This window comes from Staphylococcus sp. HL28, assembly GCF_021117155.1.
Lineage (GTDB): Bacteria > Bacillota > Bacilli > Staphylococcales > Staphylococcaceae > Staphylococcus > Staphylococcus warneri.
In genome coordinates, this window is the sequence record NZ_CP088218.1 from 1,537,889 (window position 1) to 1,556,039 (window position 18,151).

Sequence of the window (18,151 nt, forward strand, 5' to 3'; positions counted from 1 at the left end):
TTATATTATAATATTGGCGAGATTAACTTAGCTAAATCTTCTTTAATTTTAATTTTTAATGAACGATTTCTATAACCTTCTACTGTTAACTCTTTTGATTTTTTAATATCTTCTTTATAAGCTTGTTTGATTTTTTTAGCCATCTCTTTATCGTACACAAATGCATTAACCTCAAAGTTTAATTCAAAACTTCTATAGTCCATGTTTGCTGAACCTACTGATACGACCTCATCATCAATTAAACATACTTTAGAATGTAAGAATCCATTTTCATATGTATAAATATGGACCCCACTTTCTAATAATTGTGCCGCATTCGCAAATGTTGCCCAATATACGAATGGATGGTCTGGCTTACATGGAATCATTAAATGAACCTCAATACCAGTCGCTGCTGCCATTTTTAAAGCATTGATATATGAATTATCTGGAATAAAATATGGCGTTTGAATATAAATCGACTTTTTCGCTTTCATAATCATTTTAGTATAACCAAATTCAATTTGATGCCAATCTTCTGCTGGACTACTCGCCACAATTTGCATAGGTACATGTCCATCTTGAACATGCTTTTTCGGGAAATATTTATCGTTATATTCGAATTGTGGTCGATGTGCTTGTGAATTCCAATCCATCATAAATCTAGTTTGTAAACCATCAACTGCATCTCCAGCAATTCTAAAATGCGTATCTCTCCAATAACCTAGTTTACCTAAACCAAGGTAATCATCACCGACGTTAAAACCACCTATATAGCCAACTTGACCATCAATCACTACAATTTTACGGTGATTACGATTGTTCATTCTAAAATTGATAATTGGTAATTTTGAAGCAAAAAATGCCTCTACTTCTCCGCCTAGGTCATTAAAGTGTTTAAAATTAGCCCTACCAACTTTTTTAGAACCAACATCGTCATATAGTAGTTTGACTTCTAAACCTTCTTTCAGTTTTTCCTCTAAAGCTTTGATAATACGTTTACCTAAGCCATCCAATTCGAAGCCAAAGTATTCTAAATGAATATAATCTTTAGCATTTCGAATATCTTCTAACATTTGATCATATAATTCATGACCATCTGTAAATACATCAAGTTGGTTATTTTCAGTTATAAAACCATCTTGGTTCATAAGTAACATTCTTACTAAATCATGATGTTTCACTACTAATTCATTATCAGTGCCATAATTTTGTTCATCAAAATCCTTAATTTGTCTATCTATAAGTTCATTAAAGGCGTCTAACTCATTACCATTATTTTTATCCAGTTTACGTTTAGACACTGTACGACCAAAGAATAAATAAAGGATAAAACCAATTAAAGGTAATACAAATAGTACAAATAACCATGCCCATGTTGAGCTTGCACTTCGTCGATTTCTCTCCAAAAATATAATAATAAATGCTAAAACAACATTAATTACAAAACCAATTGCAAGTAATATCGTAAAAAGCAAACCCAGATCATGTGAAAACTTTAATTCCATAAACATATACTCCTAATAATAAATTCTATTTTAAAGTGCGTCACTTTTTACTAAAGTTACAATAGCATTGAATTCTTCTTCAATAGTTGGAAATTTGTGTTCTTCCGATTGTTTCATTGTGATATTCAACAATTTATATGTAGAACCTTCACTTGTTTGTAAATAATCATTCACACTATTTTCTAATTTTTCTAAACTATCTTCTGTGAAAGTTTTAAATTTAATTTGTTCCATATTCATTCCCCTTTTCTTTGTATTGATTAAATCATAAGGCTTTTTTTGAAATAATTCAATATATAGTGATTCTAGAAAAAGAAATTTAATACGCAATGTAATTATGTTGTTCGGAATATAATTGAAATTAATTTAAAACGATAATATAATATATTCATCTTTATGAGTCATCAGAGCAAGCTAACTAATTAGAAAAATTAATTCATTGTGTTATTGGAGGGAAAGTAAATGTTATCTTTTGAAAATGACTATTTAGAAGGTGCACATGAAAAAGTTTTACAACGTTTAATTGAAACAAATCGAATTCAAGCTCCAGGATATGGATTTGATCAATTTACTGATCAAGCTATGCAACAAATTAAACATAAAATCAAATGTCCTGATGCAACGATTCGTTTTTTAGTGGGAGGTACGCAAACAAATCAAGTCGTGATTAACTCCATGTTAGAAAGCTATGAAGGTGTTATCTCAGCCGAAACTGGTCATGTTGCAGTACATGAAGGTGGTGCAATTGAATATAGTGGACATAAAGTACTAACAATCTCTTCATCAGAAGGAAAAATTAATGCCAAAGGTGTAGAAGATTATATTGAAACCTTTAATAGTGATTTTAAACGTGATCATATGGTCTTTCCTGGTATGGTATACATTTCCCATCCTACTGAATACGGTACATTATATTCAAAAAGTGAATTGGAAGCACTATCTAACGTTTGCCGAAAACATAAACTCCCCCTTTTTATGGACGGTGCTCGTTTAGGTTATGGTTTAATGAGTGATCATTCAGATATGACTATCGAAGACGTTGCGAATTACTGTGATATTTTTTATATTGGCGGAACTAAAATCGGTGCATTGTGCGGAGAAGCTATTGTATTTACGAAGCAGAACGAACCCAAACATTTTACGACACGTATTAAACATCATGGTGCCCTATTAGCTAAAGGAAGATTAACCGGCATACAATTTCTTGAATTATTTACAGATGATTTATATTTCAAAATAAGTCGCCATGCGATAGAAATGGCCAATAAAATGAAAGAAGGTTTCCTTAAAAAAGGATATCAACTCTATTTTGATTCACCTACTAACCAACAATTCTTTATTTTAAGTAACGATAAAATTAAAGAATTAAAACAAAAAGTAAAATTTGCCGTTTGGGAAAAATATGATGATCAACATCGAGTAGTTAGATTTGCAACAAGTTGGGCCACAACTGAAGAAAATGTTAATCAATTATTAGAATTGATATAGATAAGCATTTTGAAAGCATCATTCTTTATGAGAGTGGTGCTTTTTTTATTTATTCACGGAGACATTATTTTGACTACCTGGTCATCAACATTGTCTACACCAGCTTCTTTAAGCATTAATCGTGTTTCATCTTTCATTTGATTCAAAGCTTTTTCTGCTTTGAGTTCTTGATTTTCTTTCAGAACTTTTTCAAGTTCATATTGATTCTTCTGATCACGATTCATCTTGGCTAATTTCTCAGCTTCTTGAACGGCATCTTTAATACGTTCATCTGACTTCTTACGTTCTCTAGCTATACGCTCTTTAATCAATTACGATACTTCTTCTTGAGAAAAAGTTTTCTCAGTTTGTTGTGATTGTTCATCACTGTTGTTTAATTCCTCATTGTTCTTAGGTTCTTCAGTAATATTACTTTGATTATTCTCCATGAGATATACCTCCGTTTATAGTCTATCGACTGTTATTCCATACTTGCTTTTAAATGTCATCAGCACGTTTTGGACAATAAAAAATAACCTTCACAATGGAAGGTTAAAAAAGTGTATAAAAATAGCACCACTTTCTATTTATCTGTGTAGAAAGGATGCTATACCGAAATTATTTTTATATCTTCAATCTCAGATTCATCAATATCATATAATAAATCCCCTACTGCTAAGTGGATAGAATCTTCGCCACTTTCATTGTCGAAGCGATCATCAAAGTTGGTAACTTGTCCAATGATTCGTTGCCCATCAATAAAATCTATTACTACTTTTTTACCTATATATGTCCATAATTTCAATTTTTATCATCCTTTCCATTTGGAATTATGTGGCTACCAGTTTTTGAATAGTGTACTGTGCCCCATTGAGTATTTATAAATTTTCCATCAATATAATCTTTACCTATATTTTTGCCAAAATCAATTATTTCTTTATTTTTCCATTGACCTTTCCGATTAATAACCAATTTCCCACTACCTGCTTTTTGCAATATCAGTTCATTTAATTCATCATTTTTTAGAATAATATAACTTGGTATTAAATTCCCATTTCGCAAATTTTTCAACTTATATTCTTCATATAATTTATGACCTATCAAATGTCTATTCTGTTTTTCAGGATTAATTTCTACTTTTATTTTACCATTACTTATCATTTCAAGCATTTCTTTTTTAGCTTTTTCTTGTAATTTTTCTTTTTCAGATACTTTATTCTCTACTTGATATTTACCTTTACGCTCTTTAAAGAATTTCTCTCGCCAATTGCCTACATGTGGAACTGTGGTACTTCTACACCATGGATGCATAGGTGGCGCATTTACACCTGGAATCATATCTTTAACTTTAAATACTTTGCCGTTTAATGAGTGACATAGTTTTGATGTTTTCTTATCTATTTTAGCCACATATTTATATTCGCCATCTTCACCAAGTTCTTTAAGATAAGTTAACTTTTGTGACTCTGCTTGAACTCGCGCTGATTCAGTGACTAACAATCGACTAGCGTTATACGTAGTAGATTGCGTTTGTTTTTTAAATTCAGATACGAATTCATTTGGATGACGGCCACGTATGACTACATGACTCGTGACACATTCTAATTTAGTCATTACATGAGGTCAGATTTCGTTTTGTATGATGACTTGAGACCTTATCGCCTTTTAAGTTTAAAAGACGCATCTAGTTAGATACGTCTTGGGCTAAATACAGTATTCACTTATGGCAAAATTCAAATTAAACAATTTCCAAATAGTTCAATGATCATATTGCATATTCAAACTAAATTAAATATTTTATTAAAAGTATAATTCCAATTAAGAGAAGTGCCCCTTTTAAAAATTCTAATTTCTCTTGTTTGGTCGTTTTCCTTACTCTAATCGTTACTTTCATAATTATTTACCATGACATCGGTTTATATATAATTAATGTCTACCTTTCTTTTATTTTATATTAATTACTTGATATAACTATTATCAATCTATTTTTGTGTTCTTATTTTTAAATTATTATTTCGTTCACTACGACTATAATTAAGTCATACTAACTTTTTATTTCTTCCCTCATTGATATTTATAGTAAAAGTTAATTGTCTTATGTTCATTAAAAATTCTTTGATTTCATTTTTAACGAGAGAGGTGGACTATAAGTGGACAACAATCTAAACATAATTCCACATAAATTGTATTATTCCACCCCGTCAAACAAAAAAGAGCTAAAGCAAAATTGCTCTAGCCCTTGATATAACGACATTCCCCAATGTTGTTTAGCGTTTTAGTATTGTTTCATATATTGCTCGCGTTCCCATTCAGAAACTTGAGTTCTGTAATAATCCCATTCAATTGATTTTGAATTGATGAATTGGTTATAGATATGATTACCTAACGCTTTTTTGATTGTTGGATTTTCACGCATTGATTTTAACGCAGTGTATAAAGTTGAAGGTAAATCTTGGATACCAACAGCTTCACGTTCTTCACGATTCATTTCATAAATGTTTTGGTTTACTGGTTTAGGAACTTCTAATTTATTTTTGATACCGTCTAATCCAGCTTCTAAGATTGCTGCTAGTGCCATGTATGGGTTAGCTGCTGGGTCAACTGAACGTACTTCAACACGAGTAGATAAACCTCTTGATGAAGGTACACGTACTAATGGTGAACGGTTTTTACCACTCCATGCAATATAACATGGTGCTTCGTAACCTGGTACTAAACGTTTATAAGAGTTTACTAATGGGTTACATACTGCTGTGAATCCACGTGCATTTTTAAGAATACCTGCAGTGAATTGGTATGCTGTATCAGTTAATTCCATTTCGCCATTTGGATCATAGAATGCATTTTCTTTACCTTTAAATAATGATACGTTGAAGTGCATTCCGCTTCCGTTTACACCAAATAATGGTTTTGGCATAAATGTTGCATGCAAGTTATGTTTTCGAGCGATTGTTTTAACTACCAATTTGAATGTTTGGATGTTATCACATGCTGTTACTGCATCTGCATATTTAAAGTCGATTTCGTGTTGACCTGGCGCAACCTCATGGTGACTTGCTTCAATATCAAAGCCCATGTCCTCTAATTCAAGAACGATGTCACGACGGCAGTTTTCACCTAAATCCGTAGGTGCTAAGTCAAAGTAACCACCATCATCATTTAATTCTAATGTAGGTTCACCTTTGTCATCTAATTTGAATAAGAAGAATTCTGGTTCAGGCCCTAAGTTGAAGTCTGTGAAACCTAAATCTTCCATTTCTCTTAAGATGCGTTTTAAGTTTGCACGAGGGTCACCTTCGAATGGTGTACCATCTGTTTTGAATACGTCGCAGATTAAACGTGCAACTTTACCTTGACCAGCTGTCCATGGGAAGATAACCCAAGTATCTAAGTCAGGGTGTAAGTACATATCTGATTCTTCAATACGTACGAAACCTTCGATTGATGATCCGTCAAACATCATTTCGTTATCTAAAACTTTTTCTAATTGACTTACTGGTACTTCAACATTTTTAATTGTTCCTAAAATATCAGTGAATTGTAATCTTAAATATCTCACGTTTTCTTCTTCAGCAAACTTACGAATATCGTCTTTTGTAAAACTACGTTTTGGCATACTTGAAATCCTCCAAATTTTATTTTATAAATCGGGATAAATCTCCTCGATTTATCGGCAATGTTTCACCGTATGGTTTTTGAGTTGCATCTACAATCATTTTCTTTCTAGTTTCATGTTCGTCTGATGATAAGTGATTCTCTTGATTATGAATAATTTGTTTAATACCTTTAATGTTAAAGCCTTTTTCAATTAAAGATTTAATTTCTAATAATCTTTCCAAATCATTCAGTGAAAATAATCTCTTATTTCCCTCAGTTCTTTCCGGTTTGACAAGTTCATGTGTCTCGTAATAACGAATTTGTCTTGGACTTAATTCTGTTAATTTACTGACTACACTCATGGAGAATACAGCCATGTTTCTTCTAATAGAGTCATTAGACATCGCTAACATCTCCTCCACTTTTGAACTTGTACTTAATTTAGCATAGTTTAGCTCAGATTACAAAAATATGTCAGGTTTTCTGACATGATAAGTAAAACCATTGATATTACTGCATTTTAGAAGCATTGAAATACCACCACGTAACAACATTCACAAAAATTTCTGAATAAATTTTAAAATTTTCTGATAAAAAAACTGAAACATGGTGGGACAACGATAAAGAAATACTATTTCTTTAGAAATTAGTATTTCTTATGCATGAGTTTCACTCATGTATTTCTATTTTAAAGTACACATTAGCTGTGGCTAATGCGTAAGAACCACTACATCATAAATGATTAGTGGTTCTTTATTATTTCTGTCCCTCTCCTAATATCGAATTAAACAAGTCCTTGTTCTTTTAATTGAGTGACTGCACGTGTAACAGCTAATTTAACATGTTCATATGTTAATCCACCTTGAACATACGCTTCATATGGTTCACGTATAGGGCCATCAGCAGACAATTCAATTGATGAACCTTGAATGAAAGTACCAGCTGCCATAATAACATCATCCTCATAACCAGGCATGTAACTCGGCTCCGGACTAAAATGTGCATTGATTGGTGATGCATGTTGGATACTTTGACAAAATGATATCATTTGTTCTTTTGTTTCAAATGTCACAGTTTGGATTAGGTCTGTACGTTTAACGTTATACTTAGGTGTTGTAGTCATATTTAATTTTTCAAGTAACAGACTCGTAAATAATGCACCCTTTAAACTTTGACTGACTACGTGAGGTGCTAGGAAAAATCCTTGATACATTTCTTGTAATGAATTTAAGGATGCGCCTGCTTCTTTACCAATACCTGGTGCAGTTAATCTATAACCACAACGCTCAATTAAATCCTTATTACCAGCGATATAGCCGCCTATTTTAGCTAATCCACCACCAGGATTTTTAATGAGTGAACCTGCAATTAAATCAGCGCCAACTTCTGTAGGTTCTCGTTCTTCAACAAATTCCCCATAACAATTATCGACAAAGATAATGACGTTCGGATTTTGTGCTTTAATTGCTAAAATCGCTTCTTTAATCTCATCAACAGGTATTGAAGGGCGTTGATCATAACCTTTAGAACGTTGGATAGCAACGACTTTAGTTCGATCATTAATTGCTTTTAGAACGTTAGATATATCAATTTTACCCTCTGCTAATGCTACTTCATTATATGAAACACCATGCTCCTTTAAACTCTCAATACCGTTACCGTTTACTCCGATAACTTCTAATAATGTATCGTATGGACTACCCGTGATATATAATAATTCATCTCCGTATTTCAAATTACTTTGTAAAGCCAAGTTGATGGCATGTGTTCCAGAAATAATTTGAGGTCTTACAATGGCATCTTCTGCTTTAAATGTTTTTGCATAAATTTCTTCTAAATGATCACGTCCAAAATCATCATATCCATAACCTGTTGTTCCTAATAAATCACTTTCTGTAGCTTTAACTGCATGAAACGCATCTAATACCTTTTCTTGATTAATCAAAGCAATGCGTTCAATATCTTTAAAGTACGGTGTCAATGTAGATTCTACATCTTCAATAAGACTTGTCATATCTGTCATCTTGCTAACTTCCTTTTTATATTTTTTTATATCCTTTAATTTCATAAGACTCATCTTTTTCATTGAAATTGAGTTCACTGACGAGTGTATGTTGTTTTAAGAAATAAAGTCGATCTGCATCCAAACTTGGTACTGTCTCCTCGTAATACGTTAAACTATGTTTAATTTGATTGATTAATAAATTTTTCACTGAATCTTTATCTGATTCATCCCTACTTGAAACAAATACATAAGGTTGTTCTGAAACTGGTAAGTCCATATTACTTGGACATTGATCCTTTTTATTAAAAATCAATGATTGTGGAATTTGATCCATATCTAGCTGCTTAATAAGTTGATTGACAGTATCATATTGAGAGCGATACTCCGGATGACTTGCATCTACAACATGTAAAAGTAAATCTGCACCTTTGGCTTCTTCTAAAGTTGATTTAAATGCAGCTACTAACGTTGTAGGTAATTTTTGAATAAATCCAACTGTATCCGAAATGATTAAATTAAATCCTTCATTGATTTGTATCTGGCGAGTTTTAGGATCTAATGTTGCAAACAATTGATTCTGTTCATATGTTGTTTCATTGGCTAACACATTAAACCATGATGATTTCCCGGCATTAGTATATCCTACTAATGCAATTTGAAAGACTTGATTCTGTTCACGTTTACTACGGTATCTATCTCTGTGCTCAACAACAGTTTGTAATTGATGCTTGATTTCATTCATTCTTGTACGAATATGTCGACGATCCATTTCAAGCTTCGTTTCACCTGGACCACGTGTACCAATGCCACCACCAAGTCTTGATAAACTACGACCATGTCCTTGTAATCGTGGTAATAAATAATCTAATTGTGCTAATTCTACTTGTAACTTACCTTCTCTACTTTTTGCTCTTAAAGCAAAAATTTCAAGGATCAACTGTGTTCTATCGATAATTTTTATGCCCAAATTGCCATTTAATGTTTTAGATTGAGCTGTCGTTAATTCATCATTAGTCACAACGACATCTATATCATGGAATTCTATAAAAGCTTGAATTTCTTCAATTTTACCTTTACCAACATAGTATTTGTGATCAACTTGTTCACGGTTTTGAGTGATTTGACCTTTAACATTTAATTGGCATGTCTCTGATAGCGCTTCTAATTCTTCCATAGTAGAATCAAAATTAAACTCATTATCGTTTTGAGCATGTACACCGATTAGTACAGCCGTTTCTAATTTTTTCTTTGTATCATGTGTTGATAGCTGTGCCATGATATACATCTCCTTTTATTTTAGTTCTTAAATATTTTATCATAGTGCCAATATAAAGACTATTCGTCAATATTATGTTAAATTGTAATTAATTCGAAAGGGTGATCTTATGGAAAAAATATATGACTTCGTTGTAGAAAAAAACACAGGAGAAACATATAAGTTAGAAGATTATAAAGATTATGTGATGTTAATCGTAAATACTGCAAGTGAATGTGGCTTCACACCACAATTTGAAGGATTACAAGAGCTTTATGAAAAATATAAAGATCAAAAATTCATCATTTTAGGATTCCCTTGTAATCAATTTGGTGGTCAAGAACCTGGATCAGGTGAAGAAGCTGCTCAAAACTGTAAATTAAATTACGGTGTAACATTCCCTATACATCAAAAAATTGATGTTAAAGGAGAACATCAACATCCGTTATTCCGCTTCCTTACTGATGCACAACATGGTATGTTTAATGAAAAAATCAAGTGGAACTTCACTAAGTTTTTAATTGATCGTGACGGTAATGTAGTTAAACGTTTTTCACCGCAGAAGAAACCTGCACAATTAGAAAATGAAATCGAAAAACTTCTATAAAATATCAAACATGAACTAATAATTTAAACATGAACTAATAATTTAAACATGAAAAAGCTTCATTTAAAGTGATGAGCAAAGGCGACAAGATAACCGCGAATGCTTTCTTTAAATGAAGCTTTTTTGAATTACAATCTTTAATACGATAAAGCACTAATTAGAACCAATCAATCTTTTTCTTTCTCTTTTATGTAACTATTGCGACGTTCATTTTTGATTTGTGCTTTACTGCACTTCAATTATGTCTTATTCTTCAGATGTTTCTGATGCTGATTCGTTTTCATCATCAATCATGAAAGTGCTGATCGCATGTTTGTAAATCAGATGTTGTTTTCCTTGTGAAACTAAACGAATCACTTGGCTGTCGAAATCTTCAATTGTTCCTTTCATTTGGAAACCATTTAGAAAGAACACAGTGACTTCTGTTTTTTCTGATTTAAAGTTCTCTAGTGCTTGATCTTGGATGTTTTCGTTTGCAATCATGTTCAGTACTCCTTTTATTTATTTGGGGTGTAATCTCATCTAACATCATTTGAAGTGACATATTTTCTCTATCTAACCAGTGAACGTTCATTTTATTCTTAAACCAAGTCAATTGACGTTTCGCGTACTTTCGCGAATTCTGTTTTAACTTATCAATAGCTGACTGTAAATCCATATTCCCTTTCACAACAGGTATTAATTCTTTATACCCAATTGCTTGCATACTTTGACTTGACTCATAGCCTTGTTCAACTAAGTGTTGCACTTCATTAAATAATCCGTGGCTCAACATAATATCAACACGTTTATTTATTTTTTCATATAATGTTTCACGCGACATTTCAATCCCTACTAATAATGTATCATAATTTTCAGTGAATTGTTGAACTTTCTTGCGATAACTTAAAAGTTTTTTTGTTTTTAAATAATATTCTATCGCTCTCAATACTCTTTTTCTATTATTAGGGTGTATATTGTCGGCTGATTCAGGATCAAATGAATTAAGATATTCATGTAATTCATTATTATTTAATTTTGCTAATTCATTTAATTTAGATTTGACTTCTTTCATTTTATATTCTGAAACGGTTTCATCTTCAAATTGATAATTATAAAGTAATGATTGAATATATAATCCAGTTCCACCAGCAACAATAGGCGTCTTACCTCTTTCGATAATTTCATTGATACACTTTTCTGCTCGTAGTTTGAAATCATATGCAGAAAATGTATCATCAGGATTTAAAATATCAATCATATGATGAGTAATACCGTTCATTTCTTCTTTTGTAACTTTAGCAGTACCAATATCCATTTGTTTATATACTTGCATAGAGTCGCCACTAATGATTTCACCATTACATCTTTTCGCTAATTCTATGCTTAATTCTGTTTTTCCAGACGCCGTTGGTCCTACAATTACAATTAGAAATGGCTTATCTGTATTACTCATCTTATTCACTCACTTTATTTTTCTTTAATATTTGTTTTTTAATCCATTCAAACATATGTTGCCAAGTTGTTAAATAGTCATCTTCAAATAATATTTCATGGCGTTTATTTTTATATAATTGCACAGTTATGTGTTTGATTCCTGCTTTTTTATAAATCTTACCTAGTTTTTTAACACCTTTACCATATTCTCCAAATGGGTCATCTTTGCCTGAAATTAAAAGTATTGGTAAATTGTGATTCATCTGCTTTAATGATTTAACATTGGCAGTGTCCATCATATATTTAACTGTTTGATAAATCAGTTGGTTAGATACTCTGAATCCACAATATTCATCATCGATAAATTTGTTCACTTCTTCTCTTTTGGTAGATAGCCAGTCACTTTCCGTTTGAGGTTGATCAATTTTTTTAGTAAAGGTTTTATTCATTAATCGGTTAACCCATTTAACTCGACGTCTTTTACCTAAAATAATGGTGATTAATTTCAATAGAACCATAGTTGGTATGCCTTTCCATTTAGGAAACATACCTGTGCCTGTTAATATGAGACCATTTGCAAATTGAGGGTATTGTTTTACAAATAGTCTTGCAATGATGGATCCCATTGAATGTCCTAAAACAATATAAGGTAGTTCAAAATGGCTATCATAAATGGTTTCTACTATTTCGTATGCATCGTCAACAACTTGTGTCATATCATTGAAGTGGCCTCTTTCATTTTCATCTATATTTTTACCGTGACCTCTATGATTATGTCTAAGGACATCATATCCTTGTAAATTTAATGCTTTAACTAACTCATCATATCGATCCATATGTTCAGCCATACCATGAAAAAGATGGACAATACCAATTGTTTCATTATTAGCTTTATCTATTTTCACTTCAATCATTGTTCCATCTTTGACTGTAATGTTGAATTGACTTTGACTCACGCATATACCCCCAAAACTTCTTATCTTCATTAATCATGTTTATTAATATAAACATACATATTATATTCAATATACCTTTTGATAACATCGGAATCAAATTGTATGCATATTTAGTTAACAATTCACATTCAGATATATTTTTTGTCTCATAAGCATGTATGACAAATATAACATTTCATATAAAAAAACTACTAACATTGAGATAAAAACTCAATGTTAGTAGTTTAAAATTAAATTTAATTATTCTTTAACTGCTGGTTGGTTGTTACCAGACTGTGCTTCATCAATCGCTTTATTCACTTCATCAGTATAAGCTTGTTTTTGACCTTCACTATATTGAAGCATATCTGCTAATACATCGATAACTGCATCTTTATATTGTAGTACATCATCAATATTGAAGTATAATTTACCTGATCTACGTACAAGGAAGTCAGTTGGTTTAAATACCATTTCTTGTTGGATACCATAAATTAATTCTACGTAGATTTCTAATGGTAATTTACTAGTATGATATTGTGCAGTTTGAGCAATATTGAATAAATCATCAACATTTGAACCGTATTTACTTGCTAAACGGTACGCTACATCTTCATCAATACCAAAGCCTTTAGCAGCGTCTACTTTTTGCTTAACAAAGTGGTCAAAGTTTTTACTACCACCAACGTCACCACCAGAAATTTTCAATTCTTTAGTAGCACATGGTTTGAATGTTAAACCATATTCTTTTTTAAGACGTTTAGCTAATAAATCAACAATTTCTAATGCCATGTGACGGTATCCTGTTAGTTTACCACCCGCGATTGTTAATAAGCCAGACTCGCCTTCCCATACTTCGTCTTTACGAGAGATTTCTGAAGGGTCTTTACCTTCTTCTAAAATTAACGGACGTACACCAGCCCATGTAGATTCGATGTCTTCATCTTTTACATCAACTGTTGGGAACATGTAATTGATTGCATCAATTAAATAATCTCTATCTTCTTGTGTTGTTAATGGTGTCGCTTTTTCATTATCATAGAAAGTATCTGTAGTACCTACATATGCTTTCCCTTCTCTAGGAATTGCAAAAATCATTCGACCATCTTTTTCTGTATCAAAGTAAACTGCTTGTTGTAATGGGAATTTAGATTGATCGATAACAACGTGAACACCTTTTGTTAAACGTAATTGTTTGTTATTACGAGCATAGTCACCGCTTCTTACTTCATCTACCCAAGGTCCTGAAGCATTGATTACTTTTTTAGCTTTGATAGGATATGTTTCATTATCAATCATATCTACAACTTCAATACCATTTACTTTTTTATTTGAATCGTAAGTAAAGTGTTCTGATTTTGTATAGTTAATGATTTCAGCACCTTTTTCAGCTGCTTTTTTCATCACTTCAATAGTTAGTCTTGCATCATCTGTACGGTATTCAACGTAATAACCGCCACCTTTTAAACCATCTTGTTTCACTAAAGGCTCTTTATTAATTGTATCTTGTTTAGAAAGCATTTTTTTACGTTCAGATTTTTTAACACCTGCTAAACGATCATACATTGTTAAACCAATGGCAGTTGTAAATTTACCAAATGTACCACCTTTATGCATAGGTAATAACATCCATTCTGGAGTTGTTACATGTGGACCATTTTCATATACAATCGCACGTTCTTTACCCGTTTCAGCTACAACACCTACTTGTAGTTGTTTTAAATAACGTAACCCACCATGTACTAATTTTGTAGAACGTGAACTTGTTCCTTGAGCGAAGTCTTGCATTTCTACTAAAGCAACTTTCATTCCACGATTACTAGCATCTAATGCAATACCTGCACCTGTAATTCCGCCACCAATAATAACAACGTCATATTCTTCATTCTTTAAATTTCTCTTAATGTGATCCCTTTTTAGTGTTGATAAACCCATAATTCAACGCCTCCTATTTAGTATAAAAAAAGAGAGACTTATCCCACAATTACCATTTAATTGTACGAATAAATCTCTCATTTCTCGATTTCCTTATTAACTTGTTTCAAGTATAACATAAATAAGAAAATCTAGTCTATCTCATGCTTACAATTTATTGATTTGCCAAAGACTAATCTTCTAATTTAAATACTTTTGTAGCTTCTACAGCCTTTTTCCAACCTTTATAAAGCTTAGTACGTTGTTCTTCTTCCATTTTTGGTTCAAATTCTTCTTCAAGTTTCCATCTGTTAGCAATGTCATCTTTACTTTCCCAGAATCCAACTGCTAAACCTGCTAAGTATGCAGCACCAAGTGCAGTTGTTTCTTGAATTTCAGGTCTTTCTACAGGTGTATTAACAATATCTGCTTGGAATTGCATGATAAAGTTATTTTTAACTGCGCCACCATCAACACGTAAGTTTTGAACTTCAATACCTGAATCTTTAGACATTGCTTCCATTACATCGCGAGTTTGATAGCATAGTGACTCTAATGTAGCACGAATGAAGTGTTCTTTTTCAGTACCACGAGTTAATCCAAAGATAGCGCCTCTAGCTTCAGAATCCCAGTAAGGTGTTCCTAATCCTACAAATGCTGGTACAACGTATACACCTTCAGTTGAGTCTACTCTAGTCGCATAGTTTTCAGTTTGTGGTGCTGAATTAATCATTCTTAATCCATCACGTAACCATTGAATAGCTGAACCTGAAACAAAGATAGAACCTTCTAAAGCATAGTTTACTTTACCATCAATACCATATGCGATAGTTGTTAATAATCCGCTATCAGATTTAACTGCTTCTTCACCAGTGTTCATTAACATGAATCCACCAGTACCATAAGTATTTTTCACGTCACCTTTGTCGAAACATGCTTGACCAAATAAGGCAGCTTGTTGGTCACCAGCGATTCCTGCAATTGGTACGTTTTGACCAAAGAAATGATAATCAACTGTATGTGCATAAACTTCACTTGATGGTTTCACTTCAGGAAGCATACTTTCAGGTACTTCTAAAATATCTAATAATTCTTTATCCCATTTTAAGTCATGGATATTGAACATTAATGTACGACTTGCGTTTGTATAGTCTGTGATATGTGCTTCTTTACCAGATAATTTCCATACTAACCAAGAATCAATTGTTCCAAATAGTAAATCGCCATTATCTGCTTTTTCACGTGCACCATCAACATTATCTAAAATCCATTTGACTTTTGTTCCTGCAAAATATGGGTCTAATAATAAACCGGTTTTGTCACGGAATAATGCTTCATGACCTTGATCTTTCAATTCTTGGCAAATACTCTGAGTTTGACGAGATTGCCAAACAATTGCATGATAAATTGGTCGACCAGTATTTTTATCCCAAACAACTGTTGTCTCACGTTGGTTTGTAATACCAATACCTTCGATTTGTTCTGCTCTAATGTTATGTTCGTTCATTACTTCTGCCATAACAGATAATACTGACGTCCAAATTTCATTCGCATCATGCTCTACCCAACCTGATTGTGGGAAGTGTTGTTTAAATTCTCTTTGTGCAACACCTTTAATTTCGCCATCTTTATTGAATAAAATAGCTCTTGAACTAGTTGTTCCTTGGTCTATTGATAAAATGTATTTTTCCATAGGTATTTGACTCCTTTTGATGTCTTCAATATTATTTAAAGTATTTTTATGATAATTACTTATATCATATATCTACACATCATGTTAATTTATATGCAATTTTTTAATATCACATGCTAAAAATAAGATATTTCATATCTTGATTAATAAATTGATTCAATATCTTTACTTTTAGAAGTTCTATTTAAAACCACACCTAATACTAATGTAATGATAACTAAAATAATACCAACTACACAACTTACATTAAATGTTTGTTTATAAAATACTTCATAAATGACTGCACCTAACATACCACCAGCGATTGGACCTAAAACAGGTACAATAGCATATGACCAGTTTGAACCACCTTTACCAGCAATTGGTAAAATGGCATGTGCGATACGTGGGCCTAAGTCACGGGCAGGGTTGATTGCATAACCTGTTGTACCACCTAAACTTAACCCGATTGCAATAATTAAAGCACCGACAATTAATGGATTTAAACCATCAGCGATTTTATTTACACCGATGAATAAAATACCTAAAGTTAATGCTGTTGTACCAATAATCTCACTTAAAAAGTTTGCGAAATAATTTTTAATTGCAGGGGCTGTTGAGAACACGCCTAATTTTGTTGCTTGATCTTCTGTTGCTTTCCAATGTGGTAAATACATTAACCAAACTAGGGCACCACCTACGATACCTCCAAGCATTTGGCAAACGATATATCCTGGAACTTGTGCCCAACTAAATCCACCGTCCATTGCTAACGCGATAGTAACTGCTGGATTTAAATGTGCACCTGAAAATTTACCAACTGCAAATGCACCCATTGCAACGGCTAAACCCCATCCTGTAGCGATAACAATCCAGTCAGCGTTATTACCAGCACTACGTTTTAAATTAACGTTAGCACAAACGCCGCCACCAAAAAGTATAAGGATGGCCGTACCTAAAAACTCTGCTAAATAAGCATTCATATAACTATTCCTCCCAAAATAGATAGGGAGACCCCTACAACATTATAAAGCTGCAGAAATCTCCCCTTCTCTGTTCTAATATTAACTTTTAATAACTTGATTTTATATTACAGTTATATTGTAAGCGTTGTCAATATTTTTGTTAAAAATTTGTCAAAATTATTTCATTTTAATCCTCATTACTCAACTCATTTTTGGTATATAAAGAGGAACCAGCGACTCTAAAGGTCGACTGATTCCTTTACATAATAAAAGTTGCTATTTCATTGTTACCATAATTTTTGATTACTTGTTGTAATATATTCTGCACCATTGTTAATGGCTTCTTCTACTTCAGATACTTCACTAATCAATCCACCTGCAATTACAGATGTATTTGTCTCTTCTTGAATACATCTTACCGCCTTATGTGCGATGCCTGGTAGAACTTCAACGAAATCTGGTTGTACCTTTTGTATTAATTCAATACTTCGGCTCAAAGCTTGACTATCAATAATAAACACTCTAAAGATAGTTAAAGTATTTAGTGACTTAGCTTTTTTAATTACTTTAGTCTTAGTTGAAACAATACCTTTAGGTTTATATTGTTGAATAATATATTCACAAGAATATTCGTCATGACTTAAACCTTTGATCAAATCAATATGGATATAACATTCAATACCTCTATTTTTTAACAGATCTAAAATACTTTTAAGATGACCGATATGCATATCCAACAGTACACATGATTTATATTCGGTATTAATTAGCTTATCTAAATCTTTCATATTTCTAATTGCTGGGAGTATATTTTCTTTCAAATGATTGCTC

Annotated in this window: 16 protein-coding genes and 2 pseudogenes; 2 read left to right on the forward strand and 16 right to left on the reverse strand. The window is 32.2% G+C overall.

Annotated features, from left to right (window positions below; translation table 11 throughout):
* Nucleotides 1–5: 5 nt before the first annotated feature.
* Complete coding sequence (gene cls / locus LPC11_RS07395) at nucleotides 6–1,487, reverse strand: cardiolipin synthase (RefSeq protein ID WP_023375229.1); 1,482 nt, start codon at nucleotides 1,485–1,487, stop codon at nucleotides 6–8.
* Nucleotides 1,488–1,517: 30 nt separating this feature from the next.
* Nucleotides 1,518–1,721, reverse strand: a complete 204-nt coding sequence (locus tag LPC11_RS07400) for a hypothetical protein (protein ID WP_023375228.1) — start codon at nucleotides 1,719–1,721, stop codon at nucleotides 1,518–1,520.
* Nucleotides 1,722–1,949: 228 nt separating this feature from the next.
* On the opposite strand from LPC11_RS07400, the gene LPC11_RS07405 reads away from it, so the two are divergent.
* Nucleotides 1,950–2,975 (forward strand): threonine aldolase family protein, encoded by a 1,026-nt coding sequence (locus LPC11_RS07405; RefSeq protein ID WP_023375227.1) that lies wholly within the window; start codon nucleotides 1,950–1,952, stop codon nucleotides 2,973–2,975.
* A 62-nt stretch (nucleotides 2,976–3,037) separates the two neighbouring features.
* Here the strand turns inward: LPC11_RS07405 and LPC11_RS07410 are convergent.
* The 7 genes and pseudogenes from LPC11_RS07410 to hflX form a co-directional block, all read right to left on the reverse strand.
* Nucleotides 3,038–3,403 (reverse strand): annotated as a pseudogene (locus LPC11_RS07410) (capsid assembly scaffolding protein Gp46 family protein); the annotation flags it as partial.
* A gap of 158 nt (nucleotides 3,404–3,561) precedes the next feature.
* A complete protein-coding gene (locus tag LPC11_RS07420) occupies nucleotides 3,562–3,759 on the reverse strand; it encodes an LSM domain protein (RefSeq protein ID WP_231307198.1) in 198 nt (65 codons plus the stop codon).
* A pseudogene (locus LPC11_RS07425) lies at nucleotides 3,756–4,571 on the reverse strand (minor capsid protein); the annotation flags it as partial. The pseudogene LPC11_RS07425 and the gene LPC11_RS07420, both read right to left, overlap by 4 nt.
* A 658-nt stretch (nucleotides 4,572–5,229) precedes the next feature.
* Complete coding sequence (gene glnA / locus LPC11_RS07430) at nucleotides 5,230–6,570, reverse strand: type I glutamate--ammonia ligase (protein WP_002467191.1); 1,341 nt, start codon at nucleotides 6,568–6,570, stop codon at nucleotides 5,230–5,232.
* A 19-nt stretch (nucleotides 6,571–6,589) separates the two neighbouring features.
* Nucleotides 6,590–6,955: a MerR family transcriptional regulator gene (locus tag LPC11_RS07435; protein ID WP_015365050.1), complete on the reverse strand. Its 366-nt coding sequence runs from the start codon at nucleotides 6,953–6,955 to the stop codon at nucleotides 6,590–6,592.
* A 380-nt stretch (nucleotides 6,956–7,335) separates the two neighbouring features.
* Nucleotides 7,336–8,574: a methionine gamma-lyase family protein gene (locus tag LPC11_RS07440; protein WP_231307199.1), complete on the reverse strand. Its 1,239-nt coding sequence runs from the start codon at nucleotides 8,572–8,574 to the stop codon at nucleotides 7,336–7,338.
* A 16-nt stretch (nucleotides 8,575–8,590) separates the two neighbouring features.
* The gene (gene hflX, locus LPC11_RS07445; RefSeq protein ID WP_023375222.1) at nucleotides 8,591–9,832 is read right to left on the reverse strand and encodes a GTPase HflX; all 1,242 of its coding nucleotides are present in this window, start codon (nucleotides 9,830–9,832) and stop codon (nucleotides 8,591–8,593) included.
* A gap of 109 nt (nucleotides 9,833–9,941) precedes the next feature.
* Here hflX and LPC11_RS07450 point away from each other — a divergent pair, with 109 nt between their 5' ends.
* On the forward strand, nucleotides 9,942–10,418 hold the full coding sequence (locus LPC11_RS07450) for a glutathione peroxidase (RefSeq protein WP_041613983.1): 477 nt from the start codon (nucleotides 9,942–9,944) through the stop codon (nucleotides 10,416–10,418).
* Nucleotides 10,419–10,664: 246 nt separating this feature from the next.
* Here the strand turns inward: LPC11_RS07450 and hfq are convergent, their stop codons facing one another.
* From hfq to LPC11_RS07485, 7 genes are all read right to left on the reverse strand, one after another.
* A complete protein-coding gene (hfq, locus tag LPC11_RS07455; RefSeq protein WP_002451265.1) occupies nucleotides 10,665–10,901 on the reverse strand; it encodes an RNA chaperone Hfq in 237 nt (78 codons plus the stop codon).
* Nucleotides 10,855–11,853 (reverse strand): tRNA (adenosine(37)-N6)-dimethylallyltransferase MiaA, encoded by a 999-nt coding sequence (gene miaA / locus LPC11_RS07460; RefSeq protein ID WP_023375220.1) that lies wholly within the window; start codon nucleotides 11,851–11,853, stop codon nucleotides 10,855–10,857. The genes hfq and miaA overlap by 47 nt, the downstream gene beginning before the upstream one ends.
* 1 nt (nucleotide 11,854) lies before the next feature.
* Nucleotides 11,855–12,790, reverse strand: a complete 936-nt coding sequence (locus LPC11_RS07465) for an alpha/beta hydrolase (RefSeq protein ID WP_041613981.1) — start codon at nucleotides 12,788–12,790, stop codon at nucleotides 11,855–11,857.
* A 240-nt stretch (nucleotides 12,791–13,030) separates the two neighbouring features.
* Nucleotides 13,031–14,704 carry a glycerol-3-phosphate dehydrogenase/oxidase gene (locus LPC11_RS07470; RefSeq protein ID WP_015365055.1) on the reverse strand — a complete coding sequence of 558 codons (1,674 nt, stop codon included), beginning with the start codon at nucleotides 14,702–14,704 and terminating at the stop codon, nucleotides 13,031–13,033.
* Between the two features lie 172 nt (nucleotides 14,705–14,876).
* Complete coding sequence (gene glpK, locus LPC11_RS07475; protein WP_231307200.1) at nucleotides 14,877–16,376, reverse strand: glycerol kinase GlpK; 1,500 nt, start codon at nucleotides 16,374–16,376, stop codon at nucleotides 14,877–14,879.
* A gap of 143 nt (nucleotides 16,377–16,519) precedes the next feature.
* Nucleotides 16,520–17,338, reverse strand: a complete 819-nt coding sequence (locus tag LPC11_RS07480) for an MIP/aquaporin family protein (RefSeq protein WP_023375218.1) — start codon at nucleotides 17,336–17,338, stop codon at nucleotides 16,520–16,522.
* 269 nt (nucleotides 17,339–17,607) lie between these two features.
* A complete protein-coding gene (locus tag LPC11_RS07485; protein ID WP_041613978.1) occupies nucleotides 17,608–18,141 on the reverse strand; it encodes a glycerol-3-phosphate responsive antiterminator in 534 nt (177 codons plus the stop codon).
* Between the last annotated feature and the right edge of the window lie 10 nt (nucleotides 18,142–18,151).

Excerpts from the sequence above, each read along its gene's own strand:
- LPC11_RS07470 (WP_015365055.1), bottom strand. The coding sequence starts at position 14,704 with ATGGGTTTATCAACACTAAAAAGGGATCACATTAAGAGAAATTTAAAG.
- glpK (WP_231307200.1), bottom strand. The coding sequence starts at position 16,376 with ATGGAAAAATACATTTTATCAATAGACCAAGGAACAACTAGTTCAAGA.
- miaA (WP_023375220.1), bottom strand. The coding sequence starts at position 11,853 with ATGAGTAATACAGATAAGCCATTTCTAATTGTAATTGTAGGACCAACG.
- LPC11_RS07450 (WP_041613983.1), top strand. The coding sequence starts at position 9,942 with ATGGAAAAAATATATGACTTCGTTGTAGAAAAAAACACAGGAGAAACA.
- LPC11_RS07405 (WP_023375227.1), top strand. The coding sequence starts at position 1,950 with ATGTTATCTTTTGAAAATGACTATTTAGAAGGTGCACATGAAAAAGTT.
- hfq (WP_002451265.1), bottom strand. The coding sequence starts at position 10,901 with ATGATTGCAAACGAAAACATCCAAGATCAAGCACTAGAGAACTTTAAA.
- glnA (WP_002467191.1), bottom strand. The coding sequence starts at position 6,570 with ATGCCAAAACGTAGTTTTACAAAAGACGATATTCGTAAGTTTGCTGAA.
- cls (WP_023375229.1), bottom strand. The coding sequence starts at position 1,487 with ATGGAATTAAAGTTTTCACATGATCTGGGTTTGCTTTTTACGATATTA.
- hflX (WP_023375222.1), bottom strand. The coding sequence starts at position 9,832 with ATGGCACAGCTATCAACACATGATACAAAGAAAAAATTAGAAACGGCT.
- LPC11_RS07400 (WP_023375228.1), bottom strand. The coding sequence starts at position 1,721 with ATGGAACAAATTAAATTTAAAACTTTCACAGAAGATAGTTTAGAAAAA.
- LPC11_RS07440 (WP_231307199.1), bottom strand. The coding sequence starts at position 8,574 with ATGACAGATATGACAAGTCTTATTGAAGATGTAGAATCTACATTGACA.
- LPC11_RS07435 (WP_015365050.1), bottom strand. The coding sequence starts at position 6,955 with ATGTCTAATGACTCTATTAGAAGAAACATGGCTGTATTCTCCATGAGT.
- LPC11_RS07480 (WP_023375218.1), bottom strand. The coding sequence starts at position 17,338 with ATGAATGCTTATTTAGCAGAGTTTTTAGGTACGGCCATCCTTATACTT.